Origin of the sequence: Kitasatospora sp. NPDC088160 (genome assembly GCF_044741445.1) — a bacterium.
Classification (GTDB): Bacteria; Actinomycetota; Actinomycetes; order Streptomycetales; family Streptomycetaceae; genus Kitasatospora.
The window spans coordinates 203,744-216,668 of the sequence record NZ_JBIUSS010000019.1 but is presented as its reverse complement, the minus strand read 5'-3'; the positions used below and the strand labels follow the sequence as shown (position 1 = coordinate 216,668).

Sequence of the window (12,925 nt, the reverse complement as noted above, 5' to 3'; positions counted from 1 at the left end):
CAACCCCGCCACCTCGGTGATCACCGGCGGCCTCGCCTGCGTCGCCGCCGTCGTCCTCCTCGCCGCCCGCCGCCCCGCCTTCCTCACCTACGACGGCCCCCCCCCCCCCCCCCCCCCCCCCCCCCCCCCCCCCCCCCCCCCCCCCCCCCCCGACGTCGTCGCGTCGTCATTCCGGGCGAAGACCGCATCGCGCGCCGAACACTCCGCACACGCAGCACATGCGACACGCGCCGCACACAGCGTCTCACCAGCAGAAAGGAAGTCCGCCCGCAGCGGACGAGAAAAAAGGCACAGGAGGAAAAACCACTCCCGGCCACTTCCAACTTATAGCGTACGGGGGGCCTTGCGGCAAGGCCCTGGTCGTGCCGCACAATCGTCGACCTGAACCGGAATCCGCGGAAATTTGGGGTCGCGAAAATGCGTGTGCTGTTGTCGACGTACGGGTCCCGCGGGGATGTCGAACCGCTGGTGGGGCTCGCGGCGCGGCTGCGGGAGTCCGGCGCGCAGGTGCGGGTGTGTGCGCCGCCGGACGAGGACTTCGCGCAGCGGTTGGACCACATCGACGTGCCGCTGGTGCCGGTCGGCCCGTCGGCGCGGGCGCTGACGGTGGCGGCGCCGCCGCCGTCGTCCCTGCCGGAGCGCGCGGCCGCGGTGATCGCCGGGCAGCTGGAGGCGGTCACGGCGGCGGCCGAGGGCTGCGACGTGCTGGTGGCCACCGGCATGCTGCCGGCTGCGGCGGGCGCGCTGTCGGTGGCCGAGAAGCTGGGCATCCGCTCCGTGTCGGTGACCTTCCAGCAGCTCACCCTGCCCTCGCCGGGCCGCCCGCCGCTGGCGTACCCGGGCCGGCCGTTCCCGCCGGAGGTGACCGACAACCGGGTGCTGTGGGGCCTGGACGCCGAGAGCATCAATGCGCTGTTCGGCGCGGCGCTCAACACCAACCGGGCGTCGATCGGCCTGCCGCCGGTGGACGACGTCCGCGACTACGTCATCGGCGACCGGCCGTGGCTGGCGACCGACCCGGTCCTGGACCCGTGGCAGCAGCCCGCCGACCTGGACGTCGTGCAGACCGGCGCGTGGATCCTGCCGGACCGGCGCCCGCTGCCGGCCGGGTTGGAGGCCTTCCTGGCCGCCGGCGCACCGCCGGTGTACGTGGGCTTCGGCAGCATGCCGATGCTCGCCTCCCAGGACGCCGCCCAGGTGGCCGTCGAGGCGGTCCGCGCGCAGGGCCGCCGCGCGGTCGTGGCCCGCGGCTGGGCCGGTCTGGCCCCGATCGACGACCGGGGCGACTGCTTCGTCGTCGGCGAGGTCAACCAGCAGGCGCTGTTCGGCCGGGTGGCCGCCGTCGTGCACCACGGCGGGGCGGGCACCACGACGACGGCCACCCGGGCCGGCGCGCCCCAGGTCGTCGTCCCGCAGACCGCGGACCAGCCGTACTGGGCCGGCCGGGTGGCCCGGCTGGGCATCGGCGTGGCACTCGACGGGCCGACCCCGACCACCGAGTCCCTGTCGGCCGCGCTCAGGACGGCCCTCGCCCCCGAGACCCGGGTGTGGGCGACCGCCGTGGCCACCATGATCCGCACCGACGGCGCGGCGCTGGCCGCACAACTGCTGCTCGACGCGGCCGGCCGCTGAGGCGTGCCGGATAATTCCACCCGCCGCCACCCCCGATTCCTCGGCCGACCGCCCGCGGAATCGAAAAGCTCAGAACACCTGGAGCCAGGTTTGTCCCCCATCTCGTCCTCCTCATCCTCCTCATTCGAATCCTCCTCGCTCGAATCCCGCTCGCCCGAATCCTCCTCGCCCGAACCGAATTCACCCGCCGACGACTGGCGGTCCGGCGAACTGCGGGCGGAGAACGCGTACGTCGGCAGGCTGTACGAGCGGCTCGAAGCCCAGCGCGCGCTCGCGGCCGGCCGACTGCGCGAGGTCCACCTCCAGGACAAGGGCGGGACGATCCAGGCCCTCCTGGAGCGCGACACCATGGAGATCCACCACACCCGCCGGCTGGCTGCGCTGCACGCCGCCGAGTACGGGCTGTGCTTCGGCCGGATCGACGACGCCGACGGCGAGCGGCAGTACATCGGCCGGATCGCCCTGTCGGACGACGACCACGAGCCGCTGCTCACCGACTGGCGGGCGGCGGCAGCGGAGCCGTTCTACCGGGCGACGCCCGCCGCACCGGGCGGTGTGGTGGCGCGACGGCACCTGCGGACCAAGGGCCGGACCGTCGTCGACTTCGACGACGACGCCTTCGGCGTGGGCGCCCACGCGGGCCGCGACAACGCCGAGCTCAGCGGGGAGGGCGCCCTGCTCGCCTCGCTGACGGCGGCCCGGACGGGGCGGATGGGCGACATCGTCTCCACCATCCAGGCCGAGCAGGACCGCGTCATCCGCGACGCGCTCGGCGGCGTCCTGGTCGTGCAGGGCGGCCCGGGCACCGGCAAGACCGTCGTCGCCCTGCACCGCGCCGCGTACCTGCTCTACACCCACCGCGACCGGCTGGCCAAGCACGGCGTGCTGGTCATCGGGCCGAACACGACGTTCCTGCGCTACATCGACGAGGTGCTTCCCGCGCTCGGCGAGAGCGAGGTCGTGCTGAGCAGCATCGGCACGCTCTACCCGGGGGTGACGGGGACCGGCACCGAGACGCCCGAGGCGGCCGCCGTCAAGGGCGACGTCCGGATGGCGCAGGTCCTCGCCGCCGCGCTGGAGGGCCTGCGGCAGCTGCCCGAGGAGTCGTGGACCATCACCGTGGGCCGGACCTCGCCCTACAACCTTCAGCTCCGGATCGGCCGGGCGCTCTGCGAGCGGGCCCACGCCGCCGCGCACCGGAGCGGCAGGCCGCACAACGCGGCCCGGGCCGACCTGGTGGAGCGGCTCTCCTCGGAGCTGGCCCTGCGGATCGCCCGGGACCAGGGCGGGGAGATGGACCTGGACGCCGTGGCGGACCTCGCCGACGCGCTCGTCGACGAGCCCGAGTTCCAGGCCGTGGCCCAGAAGCTGTGGCCGCTGCTGAACCCGGAGCAGGTGCTCACGAGCCTGTTCGGCTCCCCGGAGCTGCTGGCGAGCGCGATGCCGGACTTCACCGAGGCCGAACGCGCCGCGCTGCTGCGCGAACTGCCCGGCCCGGAACGGGAGTCCGCCGCCGAGGCCGCCTCGACCGCTGCGACCGCCCGGACCACCTGGACCACCGACGACGTACCGCTGCTCGACGAGGCCGCCGAACTGCTCGGCCCGCTTCCGGGCGCCGCCGTCGCCCGCCGGGCCGAGGCCGCCGCCGAGGCGGCGGAGCTGGAGTTCGCCAAGATCGTCCTCGACGACTTCGGCGTGGGGCTGGTCGAGATGGACGCGAAGATGCTGGCCCGCCAGTACCGCGGTGAGGAGTCGCTCCGGCCGCTGGCCGAGCGCGCGGCCGAGGACCGGACCTGGGGCTACGGGCACGTGATCGTGGACGAGGCCCAGGAGCTGTCCCCGATGGCCTGGCGGATGCTGGCCCGCCGCTGCCCCGGCCGTTCCATGACGATCGTCGGCGACCTGGCGCAGACCGGCGCGCCGGCCGGGCTGAGCTCCTGGGGCCAGGCCCTCGACACGTACACGGCGGGGCGCTGGCGCACGGTGGAACTCACCATCAACTACCGCACCCCGGCCGAGATCATGCAGGTCACCGAGGGCGTCCTGCGGGCGCTCGACCCCTCGCTCGCCGCCCCCACCGCGGTGCGCAGCGGCGGAACCCGCCCGTGGAGCCTGCGGATCCCCGCGGACGGCCGGGCGGCGGCGCTGCGCGGCGCCGTCGAGCGGGAGCTCGCGGCGCTGGACGGCGGCCGGCTGGCGGTCATCCACGCCCCGGACGCCCCGGCCGAACTGCTCGGCGGAATCGCCGGGTTGGCAGGAATCTGCGTCAACGACGGTCCGGCGTCGCTGGATTCGCCGGCCGTCCTGCTGACGGCCGCCCAGTCCAAGGGTCTTGAGTTCGACGCCGTCCTGGTCGTGGAGCCCTCCGAGATCCTCGCGGCGCACGCCCACGGCGTGAACGACCTCTACGTCGCCCTCACCCGGGCGACGAAGTCCCTCGGGGTGCTGCACAGCCGGGACCTGCCGGAGATGCTCCAGGGCCTGGAACCCCGCTGAGGACGGCGGCCGTTCTCCCGCGCCGCCGGGCGCCGACCGCGACGCACGCCAACGCGGCGCCGTAGGCGGCCTGTTGGGCCTCGACCCCGCCCGTCAGATAGAGGTACTGCCCGGCGGCGGGGACGGCGAGCCACTCCCAGCGGCCGGTGAGGCCGACCAGGGCCACCACCAGCAGGCCGTACCAGGGGTAGGCGGGCGCGGCGAGGAGCAGGGCCGTGCCGGTGACGAACAGGGCGCCGTCCCAGGGGCGGGCGGGGTCGCCGCGCCGGAGCACCCACAGGGCGACGGCGGCCAGGACCGCCCCGGCGGCCCACGGCAGCAGGGCGTCCGGCAGGAGGAGGGCGAGCAGGCCGAAGCGGTCGAGGTGCCCCTGCTCGTACCCCTCCTCCTTCAGGTAACCGGGCAGGTAGCCGAGCACGCCGGTGCCGGAGGCGGCGAGGTAGGGCAGGTAGGCCAGGGCGAACGCGCCGAGCGAGGCGCCCAGGAGCAGGGCGCTCTCGCGCGGGCGTCGGCGGGCCAGTGCGCCCGGCAGGGCCAGTGCGGGGATCAGCTTGACCGCCACGGCCGCGCCGAGCAGCGCGCCGGCCCGCGTCGCCTTCCGCCGGGCCGCGTACCCGAGGCCCACGACCAGCAGCAGCGCCCCGAGGGTGTCCACGTGCGCGTCGTTGACCGACCACACCGCCACGCCGGGGCACCACCCCCACAGCGCGGCCCGCCGGCTGCCCCGTCCGATCACGAGCAGCGCCCCCGTGGTCGCCACCGCGAGCAGGGCGCCGGCGGCCTGCATCCCGCGCACCCCTCCCTCGAAGGGGTGCAGGGCGAGGAACCAGGCCTCCGCGACCGGCGGGTAGATGGTGTGCACGGCGGGCCGGTTGATGCGGGTGCAGTCACCGGCGGCGGTGCGCCGCTCGTCCCAGCCGTCGCAGGCGCCGCCGGCCGGCCACAGGTCGGAGGTGCGCAGCCGGGCCAGCGCCGGGTCGTCCGGGGTGTGCGCGTACGGGGAGGTGCCGGCGGCCTGGACGCGGCCGTCCCAGACGTAGCGGTAGGCGTCGTCGCTGGTGCGCGGCGGGGCGAGCAGGCCGACGGCGGCGACGGCGACGCTCCCGGCCAGGACCAGGGGCACGATCTGACGGCCGCCCACCCGGCGCAGCGCCAGCAGGGCGAGCGCGTACAGGGCGGCGTCGACGGCGTACCAGGCGTACAGCGGTGCGCGGTGGCCGAGCGTGCCGCCGCCGGTGACGGTGAGGGCGAGCGCGGCGGTCAGGGCGGCCAGCGCGAGCAGGCAGGGCAGCACGCGGGCGGGCCGGAGGCGGGTGAGCGGGAGGCGGGTGGGCACCCGCCCACCTTGCCACCGGGCGGCGGCGCGCGACCGCAGCGGCGTGGCGCCGTTCGGATTCCGTAAGCACGTCGTACCGCCGCGAAACCGGGGCCCGGCGGTTCTATGGACGGGTGACTCCGAACCTCCTTCCGCGATTCCGCTCGGCGCTGCACGAGCCGCGCACCGCCGTGGTGCTCGGCCGCTGGCTGGGCTCCGCGCTGCTGGTGTGCTTCCTGACCGGGCTGGTCAGCCACGCCCTCCAGGACCCGCCCGGCTGGCTGACGCCGTATCTGTTGAGCCGCCCGGTGAACGGCTACCGGGTGACCCAGGGGCTGCACGTGATCAGCGGCCTGGCGGCCGTCCCGTTGCTGGGGGCGAAGCTGTGGACGGTCTACCCGCAGTTGTTCGCGTGGCCGCCGGTGCGCGGCGCGGCGCACGCGCTGGAGCGGCTGGGGATCTTCGTGCTGGTCGCGGCGATGCTGCTGGAGCTGTTCACCGGGCTGTTCGACACCCTGCAGTGGTATCCGTGGCCGTTCCCGTTCCGCCAGACGCACTTCTGGCTGGCCTGGCTGGCCACCGGCGGCCTGTTCGTCCACCTCGCGGCCAAGGGCCCGGTGATCGCGCGGCACTGGCGCCGCCCGGCGGCCGGGCTGCCGCAGCGGCGGGCGTTCCTCGCCGCCGTGACGGCCGCGGTGGGTGTGGTCACGCTCACCACGGCCGGGCAGACCGTCCCCTTCCTGCGCCGGCTGGTCCTGCTGGCCCCGCGCCGCCCCGACCTGGGCCCGCAGGGGCTGCCGGTCAACCGGACCGCCGCGCAGGCCGGGACGGTCACCGTGCCGGCCGACTGGCGGCTCCGGGTGGACGGCCCGCAGCCGTACCGGCTCTCCCTCGCCGAGCTGAACCAACTCCCCCAGTACGACGTGCACTTGCCGATCTCCTGCGTGGAGGGGTGGAGCTTCTCGGCGCGCTGGACCGGGGTGCGGGTGGCCGATCTGCTGGTCCGGGCGGGGGCCCCGGCCGGCTCGGGCCTGCTGATCACCTCGCTGGAGGCGGACGGCCCGTACCGCGAGATGCGGATGCCCGCCGAGTACGCCGTCGACCCGCTCACCCTGCTCGCCCTGCGGATCAACGGCGAGGTGCTGACGGCGGACCACGGATTCCCGGCGCGGATCATCGCGCCCAACCGGCCGGGGGTGCTGCAGACCAAGTGGGTCGCGCGCCTGGAGGTGATCTGATGCCCCGGTGGCTGCGCGCGGTACTGCTGCTCGGCGGCCTCGCCCTGATCGGCTTCGGCCTGTCGGGCCTGCTCACCAACTCCTACATCACCGCCCCGCTCGACGTGCTGGTCTGGGCGGTGGGCGGGGTGCTGCTGCACGACGGGCTGTGGGTGCCGCTGCTCTGCCTGGTCGGCGCGCGACTGGCGCGCGACTGGGCGTTGCGCGGCTGGCTGGTCGTCGCGGCGGCGGTGAGCGCGATCGGGCTGCCGGCGGTGCTGCGGGACGGCGAGAACCACGGCAACTCCTCCCTCCTGCCGCTGCCGTACCTGCGCAACTGGCTGCTGGTGCTGGCCGCCACCGCCGGGCCGGTGCTGCTGTTCGCACTCGTCCGGTGGTGGCGGCGTCGCCCGCGGGTCAGACGCCCGGCAGACCCGTCGTGAGCCCGTCCAGCGCGTGCGAGCAGACGCAGTCCCGGACGGCGGGCAGGCTCTCCAGCGCCTTGAACAGCACCGTGCGCAGCCGGTCGACGTTTCCGGCGAAGACCTCCAGCACCTCGGCATGGGTGACGCCCTCGCCGCTCTCCACGCCCGCGTCGAGGTCGGTGACCAGCGCCAACGAGGTGTAGCAGAGGCCGAGTTCGCGAGCGAGGACGGCCTCCGGGTGACCGGTCATGCCGACCACCGACCAGCCGTTCGCGGTGAACCAGCGGGACTCGGCGCGGGTGGAGAAGCGCGGGCCCTCGATCACCACCAGGGTGCCGCCGTCCACCGGCTCCCAGGCCGCGTCCCGGGCGGCGTCCAGGGCGGCGCACCGCCCGTCCGGGCAGTACGGGTCGGCCATCGAGACGTGCACCACCTCGGGCACCGCCCCGCCGGGCAGCGGCAGGCCGTCGTAGTAGGTCTGCACCCGGCCGGAGGTGCGGTCGACGAACTGGTCGGGCACCAGCAGCGTGCCGGGCCCGTACTCCGGGCGCAGCCCGCCGACGGCGCACGGTGCGAGCACCTGGCGCACGCCCAGGGAGTGCAGCGCCCACAGGTTGGCCCGGTAGTCGATCCGGTGCGGCGGCAGGCCGTGGCCGCGCCCGTGCCGGGGGAGGAAGGCGACCCGGCGGCCGGCCACCTCGCCCAGGAACAGCGCGTCGCTGGGCGGCCCGTACGGCGTGTCGACGCGCAGTTCGGTCACGTCGTCGAGCAGCGCGTAGAGCCCTGAGCCGCCGATCACGCCCAGTTCGGCGCGCGGAGCACCGGTTCCCTGATCGATCGTCATCGTTCGTACCCTTCCTCGGGGAGGCGTCCCGGCCACTCTAGGGTCCACGCGGCGGCACGGGTCCTTACGGTTCCGGGACGGCGGGCGGGGCCGGATGGCCGCGGGCCGACGGGGTGGTCCGGGGCGGCCGAGCGGGTGACCTGCCGGACGTGTCGGCGGCGACGCGCCCCACCCGGCGTGCGTCGGTGGGTGTGCGCCGCCTCCGGGCGGTGCACGCCCTGTTCCCGAAGCTGAGAGCCGCCGATGCCTCCCACCGTTCGTCTTCGCCGCCTCGTCCCCGCCGCCCTGTGCGTGCTCGCCGTGGCCCTCACCGCTCCCGCGGCCCAGGCCGCTCCCCCGGGCCGCGGCCCGGGCACCGACCCCGGCCGGGGGTACGACGGAGGGAGGTACGACTGGGAGAGCGTGGCGGCCTGCGAGAGCAGCGGCAACTGGCACGTCAACAGCGGCAACGGCTACTTCGGCGGCCTCCAGTTCGACACCCCCACCTGGCGCGACAACGGCGGCCTCGCCTACGCACCGCGCGCCGACCTCGCCAGCCGCGAGGAGCAGATCGCGGTGGCCCAGCACCTCGCCGGGCGGCGCGGCCTCTCCCCCTGGCCCGCCTGCGGCGCCCGCGCCACCCGCGGCCACGACCGCGAGCGCGACGCCGCCCTTCCCCCGCCGCCCGCACCCGCACCCGCGCCCGCGCCTGCCGCTGACGGCGCCGGCGCCGGCGGGTGGACGGTCCGCGAGGGCGACACCCTGGGCGACATCGCCGAAACCCTGCGCGTGCCCGGCGGCTGGCCGGCCCTCTACGCGCTCAACCGCGCCGCCATCGGCGACGACCCCGACCTCATCCAGCCGGGCACCGCGCTGCGCCTGCCGTCCTGAACCCGGCTCCCGCACAGCAGTCGGGCCCCCCCGGGGCCCCCGCCCCCACGGCGTTCCGGCAGCGTCCGGAGGCCGGGGCGGGCGATCGCGGGGCGGCACCCGCGCAGCGCGGCTTCCCCCGCGCACATGCCTGTGACCTGCGCGTCAATCGGACATTGATTCACTTTTGATCGACTGTGAGCACCTTGGATGGGGCCGCTCCACCGGCTGGCCCCGCCCGCCCCACGACGTCGTGAAGAGAGTGCCATGCCGATCCATCTACTGCCCCAGCCGTCCCCCTCCGTGCCCGAGCAGGCGGGGTCCGGGGTCGACACCCGGGGCGCGGCCGTGCCCGTGCGGGCCGTCGGCGAGGAGCCGGCGACGGCCCGCTTCGCCGGACTGCGGCTGGTGCACGCCGCGCTGCGCCGGGACCTCGCCCGGCTGCCCAACGCCCTGCGGCTGCTCCAGCCCGGCGAGGACGACGCCGGCGAGGCGCTGCTGCGGCACTGGAGCTTCGTGACCGCGATGCTGACCTGCCACCACGAGCAGCAGGACAGCCGGATCTGGCCGATCGTGCGCCGCTTCGCCCCCGAGCTGCGGCTGCTGCTCAACTGGCTGGAGGCGGACCACCACAACCTCGACCACTCGTTCACTCGGGTCACCACGCTGGTGCGGATCGCCAGCCGGGACACCGGCAGCGCCTGGCCGGTGGCGTACGCGATGGAGGACCTGGCGGCCCGGCTGGAGACGCACCTGCGGATCGAGGAGCGCCAGTTGCTGCCCCGGATGGAGCGGGTGGTCCCGGAGGGCTCCCGGCTCGGCGGCCTGGGCGAGCTGATGGACCTGCTGCGCTCGGCGGACGGCCCGGGGACGGCGGACGCGCTGGCCTGGCTGCTGGAGGGTGTGGAACCGGCTCTGGTGGAGCGGCTGTTGGCCGAGTGTGACGACGACGTGGCCCGCAACTGGCCGCACTGGCAGGCCACCTACCAGCGCTGCATGGCGCCGCTGTGGGGTCCGGCCGGTGCGCGGGGCAGCGACCTGGGCGGTGTCGCCGACTGACCGCCGGTCCTTTTCGCGGCCCGTCGATCTACGCGCGTGGCATACCTCTGAGGCATATGCCGAGCCTTTCCGGAATCCGATCCAGCAGTTCCAACTCCCCTCGTCCCCTAGGGGATTCGACCCATCGCCCTCGGGGTCGCGATCGTTCGGGCGCTCCGGGGCCGGCCAGGGGGTGCGTACCGCCGACGGCCGATGGCGGGGCGCGTGCGGGCGCCTACCGTCGACGCCATGACCACAGCGAGCACCCCGAACTCCCACCGAACCCCTGCCCGGCGCCGCTTCGGGCCCGCCGTCCGCCGCCCGGCGCTCCTCGCCGCCGGCGCCGTCCTCACCCTCGGCGCCGGACTGACCGCCTGCGACGGCGGTGTCGCGCTCTGCCTCGACGACGACAGCTGCGACGTCGTCGTGCGCACCGATGACGCCGAGGCCTCCAAGACCCTCCAGGTCTTCGGCGGCGACCGCACCGTGAAGATGACCGTCAGCCACATCACCGACAGCACGGTCGAGGTCGCGGTCGGGGACGAACGGAAGACCGTCGGCAAGGGCGCCGAGACCGCCGTCGGCACGGCGAAGGTCACCCTGCGCAAGGCGGACAAGGGCGACCGCTACGCCGAACTGCACGTCACCCGCGGCTGACGTTCACCGCCCGCACGCCCGCACGCCCGCACACCCGCACGCACGCCCGCACACCCGCACGTTCACCGTCCGCACGCATGGACGCCCACCCGACGCCTCCCCGGTGCCCGCTCGGGTCCGTACCGACCGGCCGGGGGTGCGACTCAGTCCGAGGCGAGCCGGAACTCCAGGTTCCCAAACCGGACCTGGTCGCCCGGCCGGACCCGTACCCCGCCCGCGATCCGGCGCCCGTTCACATGCGTGCCGTTGGTCGAGCCCAGGTCGTACAGCACCCAGCCGCCGCCCTCGCGCCGCAGTTCGGCGTGCCGTCGGGACACCGAGGCGTCGTGCAGCCGCAGCCCCGAGCCGGGGAACCGACCGATCGTCAACTGCCCGGCCCCGGTCTCCGGCAGGCTCAGCCCGGGCAGCCGTTCGGTGCGCCAGGCCCGGCGCAGCCGGTCCCCGAACGCGGAGACCCGGCCGACCGTCCGCAGCAGGAAGCGCTCGACCGGGCTCCCGGTCGGCAGCCCGGTCATCGCCTCGTCCAACTCGCCCCGGCTGGTGGCGTGCAGGACGATGTCCATCCGGCCGAGGAAGGTGTCGTGCGACAGCCGTCCGCTGCCCGCTCCGTCCTTGAGCACCCCGAGCGCCTGGTCCCGTTCGGCGTCCGAGGGGCGGACCGCGCCGGAGGGCCGGACGGCGCCGGTGCGGAACTCAGGAGACGTCATGGCCCGATTGTCGGCTCGGCCGGCTCGGACTGTCCAGATCACGCCGGGTGCCGGCGCACGGTGAGTACGTCACTGCACTCCAGACGCCCGGTGCGCCACCGCGGTTCCGGGTTGCCTGGTGCCGGGGTGGCCGGTACGCGGATGTCAGGAGGTCAGCCCTTCCGGGCGGCCGCCAGGATCTTCTCGGTGGTGTGCAGGAACCGGGAGGTGACCGCACCCCGGTAGGCCTTGCCGAACAGTTCCCCGGTGACCCACTTGCCGTCCCGCAGGTGGACCACCACGTACGCGGCGCCCGGGTCGGCGCCGACCACCTCGTGGTCGCCCTTCGGCGAGAGGCGGGGGAGGGCGAGGTCGGCGGGCAGCGGCTCGGAGAGGAAGGCCACCACCAGCCGGACGTCGGGCGTCACCTCGACGCTCTTGAACGGCTCGGCGGCCAGCAGCGCGGCCACCTCGTCGACCGTCCGCAGCAGCGTGGGCACCGGGTAGCCGAGGGACCGTTCCAGGTGCTCCTCGATGCGCCGGGTGAGGGCGGCGCGGTCCGGCTCGTCGGTGGTGAAGAAGACGTTGCCGCTCTGGATGTAGGAGCGCACGCCCCCGAGCCCCAACTCGGCGAAGAGCGCCCGCAGCCGCTCCATCCGCACCGTCCGGCCGCCGACGTTGATCGCCCGCAGGAACGCGATGTACGTGGTCGTGGTGGTCACTCCGCCAGTCTGGCACCGGCCCCTGACACCCGGCGGTTGTCGGTGCCCGGTGCCAGACTGGCGCCATGGCCACCTGGCAGGATTTCGAGCAGCAGGCACCCGAGCTGGCGCCCCTCGTGCGGGCCCGGTTCGAAGCCGAGAAGCACCACGTCCTGGCGACGCTGCGCAAGGACGGGTCGCCCCGGGTGAGCGGTACGGAGGTCGACTTCGTCGGCGCCGACCTGATGCTCGGGTCGATGTACGGCTCGGCCAAGGCGCGCGACCTCCAACGGGACGGCCGCTTCGCGCTGCACGCCCATCCGGGGGACGAGACGATGGCCGGCGGGGACTCCAAGGTCTCCGGCCGCGCGGTCGAGATCACCGACGAGGCCGAACTTTCCGCCTACGCGGCCGATCTGCCCGAGCCGCCGCCGACCGCCTTCCACGCCTTCCGGCTGGACCTGGAGCAGGTGGTGCACACCGCCGTGGGGGAGGGCCACCTGTGGGTCCTCAACTGGCACCCGGGCCGGCCGGTGCAGCGGATCCAGCTGCACTGACCGGCCCCGGACGCCCCGGACGCCTCTTGGGCTCCGGACGCGGCGCTGCTACGGCAGGACGGACTTGACCGCCTCGGGGGTGCGGGCCACGACGGCGTGGCCGTCGTCCGCGGTGATGATCGGGCGCTGGATCAGGATCGGGTGCTCCGCCATCGCCGCGATCCAGCGGTCCCGGTCCGCCGGCTCCCGGGACCACTTCCGCATCCCCAGGTCCTTGGCGACCTGCTCGTCGATGCGGGTGATGTCCCACGGCTCCAGGCCCAGCCGCTCCAGCACCTGCTCCAGCTCGGCCGCGGTCGGCGGATTCTCCAGGTAGCGCCGCACGGTGTACTCGGCCCCGACGGCCTCCAGCTCGCCGAGCGCCGATCGACACTTGCCGCAGCGCGGGTTGATCCAGATCTCCATACCGGCAACCCTACCGAGCCGCCCGACGGCCGGGTGCCAACCCGCCCGGCCCGGCGCCCCCGCCGGGCGCGCACCCGGGCCTCCGCCGGTCGAGCCCCCGGTC

At 75.0% G+C, this 12,925-nt stretch carries 13 protein-coding genes; 8 read left to right on the top strand and 5 right to left on the bottom strand.

The window, feature by feature from the left end; genetic code table 11:
- Positions 1-417: 417 nt before the first annotated feature.
- Both ACIOGZ_RS28265 and ACIOGZ_RS28260 read left to right on the top strand, forming a co-directional pair.
- Positions 418-1,632, top strand: coding sequence for a glycosyltransferase (locus tag ACIOGZ_RS28265; RefSeq protein WP_400987872.1), 1,215 nt, complete (start codon positions 418-420; stop codon positions 1,630-1,632).
- Positions 1,633-1,722: 90 nt separating this feature from the next.
- A complete protein-coding gene (locus ACIOGZ_RS28260; protein ID WP_400843274.1) occupies positions 1,723-4,128 on the top strand; it encodes a HelD family protein in 2,406 nt (801 codons plus the stop codon).
- Here ACIOGZ_RS28260 and ACIOGZ_RS28255 read toward each other — a convergent pair.
- The gene (locus tag ACIOGZ_RS28255; RefSeq protein WP_400987870.1) at positions 4,049-5,464 is read right to left on the bottom strand and encodes a glycosyltransferase 87 family protein; all 1,416 of its coding nucleotides are present in this window, start codon (positions 5,462-5,464) and stop codon (positions 4,049-4,051) included. The two genes, ACIOGZ_RS28260 and ACIOGZ_RS28255, sit on opposite strands and share 80 nt — an antisense overlap.
- 113 nt (positions 5,465-5,577) lie before the next feature.
- Between ACIOGZ_RS28255 and ACIOGZ_RS28250 the strand changes: the two genes are divergently transcribed.
- Both ACIOGZ_RS28250 and ACIOGZ_RS28245 read left to right on the top strand, forming a co-directional pair.
- A complete protein-coding gene (locus ACIOGZ_RS28250; protein WP_363579889.1) occupies positions 5,578-6,681 on the top strand; it encodes a molybdopterin-dependent oxidoreductase in 1,104 nt (367 codons plus the stop codon).
- Entirely contained in the window at positions 6,681-7,103 is a 423-nt protein-coding gene (locus ACIOGZ_RS28245; protein ID WP_400987868.1) for a hypothetical protein, read from the top strand. The genes ACIOGZ_RS28250 and ACIOGZ_RS28245 overlap by 1 nt, the downstream gene beginning before the upstream one ends.
- Here the strand turns inward: ACIOGZ_RS28245 and ACIOGZ_RS28240 are convergent.
- Entirely contained in the window at positions 7,078-7,929 is an 852-nt protein-coding gene (locus tag ACIOGZ_RS28240; protein WP_363632689.1) for an S-methyl-5'-thioadenosine phosphorylase, read from the bottom strand. The genes ACIOGZ_RS28245 and ACIOGZ_RS28240 overlap by 26 nt on opposite strands.
- A gap of 243 nt (positions 7,930-8,172) precedes the next feature.
- Between ACIOGZ_RS28240 and ACIOGZ_RS28235 the strand changes: the two genes are divergently transcribed.
- The 3 genes from ACIOGZ_RS28235 to ACIOGZ_RS28225 all read left to right on the top strand — a co-directional run bounded on the left by ACIOGZ_RS28235 (position 8,173) and on the right by ACIOGZ_RS28225 (position 10,473).
- The gene (locus tag ACIOGZ_RS28235) at positions 8,173-8,799 is read left to right on the top strand and encodes a transglycosylase family protein (RefSeq protein ID WP_400987866.1); all 627 of its coding nucleotides are present in this window, start codon (positions 8,173-8,175) and stop codon (positions 8,797-8,799) included.
- 246 nt (positions 8,800-9,045) lie between these two features.
- On the top strand, positions 9,046-9,837 hold the full coding sequence (locus ACIOGZ_RS28230) for a hemerythrin domain-containing protein (RefSeq protein WP_363580900.1): 792 nt from the start codon (positions 9,046-9,048) through the stop codon (positions 9,835-9,837).
- A gap of 228 nt (positions 9,838-10,065) precedes the next feature.
- Positions 10,066-10,473, top strand: coding sequence for a hypothetical protein (locus ACIOGZ_RS28225; RefSeq protein ID WP_363580902.1), 408 nt, complete (start codon positions 10,066-10,068; stop codon positions 10,471-10,473).
- A 143-nt stretch (positions 10,474-10,616) separates the two neighbouring features.
- Here ACIOGZ_RS28225 and ACIOGZ_RS28220 read toward each other — a convergent pair whose 3' ends face one another.
- Together ACIOGZ_RS28220 and ACIOGZ_RS28215 are read right to left on the bottom strand one after the other, a co-directional pair.
- Entirely contained in the window at positions 10,617-11,180 is a 564-nt protein-coding gene (locus ACIOGZ_RS28220; RefSeq protein WP_363628525.1) for a DUF1707 and FHA domain-containing protein, read from the bottom strand.
- A 152-nt stretch (positions 11,181-11,332) separates the two neighbouring features.
- On the bottom strand, positions 11,333-11,881 hold the full coding sequence (locus ACIOGZ_RS28215) for a DUF1697 domain-containing protein (RefSeq protein ID WP_371516731.1): 549 nt from the start codon (positions 11,879-11,881) through the stop codon (positions 11,333-11,335).
- A gap of 65 nt (positions 11,882-11,946) precedes the next feature.
- Between ACIOGZ_RS28215 and ACIOGZ_RS28210 the strand changes: the two genes are divergently transcribed.
- Positions 11,947-12,417 carry a pyridoxamine 5'-phosphate oxidase family protein gene (locus ACIOGZ_RS28210; protein ID WP_363580906.1) on the top strand — a complete coding sequence of 157 codons (471 nt, stop codon included), beginning with the start codon at positions 11,947-11,949 and terminating at the stop codon, positions 12,415-12,417.
- A gap of 48 nt (positions 12,418-12,465) precedes the next feature.
- Here the strand turns inward: ACIOGZ_RS28210 and ACIOGZ_RS28205 are convergent, their stop codons facing one another.
- Positions 12,466-12,822 (bottom strand): arsenate reductase family protein, encoded by a 357-nt coding sequence (locus ACIOGZ_RS28205; RefSeq protein WP_400805584.1) that lies wholly within the window; start codon positions 12,820-12,822, stop codon positions 12,466-12,468.
- Between the last annotated feature and the right edge of the window lie 103 nt (positions 12,823-12,925).

Coding starts and splice junctions, on each gene's coding strand:
- ACIOGZ_RS28230 (WP_363580900.1), top strand. CDS start 9,046: ATGCCGATCCATCTACTGCCCCAGCCGTCCCCCTCCGTGCCCGAGCAG.
- ACIOGZ_RS28210 (WP_363580906.1), top strand. CDS start 11,947: ATGGCCACCTGGCAGGATTTCGAGCAGCAGGCACCCGAGCTGGCGCCC.
- ACIOGZ_RS28235 (WP_400987866.1), top strand. CDS start 8,173: ATGCCTCCCACCGTTCGTCTTCGCCGCCTCGTCCCCGCCGCCCTGTGC.
- ACIOGZ_RS28205 (WP_400805584.1), bottom strand. CDS start 12,822: ATGGAGATCTGGATCAACCCGCGCTGCGGCAAGTGTCGATCGGCGCTC.
- ACIOGZ_RS28240 (WP_363632689.1), bottom strand. CDS start 7,929: ATGACGATCGATCAGGGAACCGGTGCTCCGCGCGCCGAACTGGGCGTG.
- ACIOGZ_RS28225 (WP_363580902.1), top strand. CDS start 10,066: ATGACCACAGCGAGCACCCCGAACTCCCACCGAACCCCTGCCCGGCGC.
- ACIOGZ_RS28265 (WP_400987872.1), top strand. CDS start 418: ATGCGTGTGCTGTTGTCGACGTACGGGTCCCGCGGGGATGTCGAACCG.
- ACIOGZ_RS28220 (WP_363628525.1), bottom strand. CDS start 11,180: ATGACGTCTCCTGAGTTCCGCACCGGCGCCGTCCGGCCCTCCGGCGCG.
- ACIOGZ_RS28245 (WP_400987868.1), top strand. CDS start 6,681: ATGCCCCGGTGGCTGCGCGCGGTACTGCTGCTCGGCGGCCTCGCCCTG.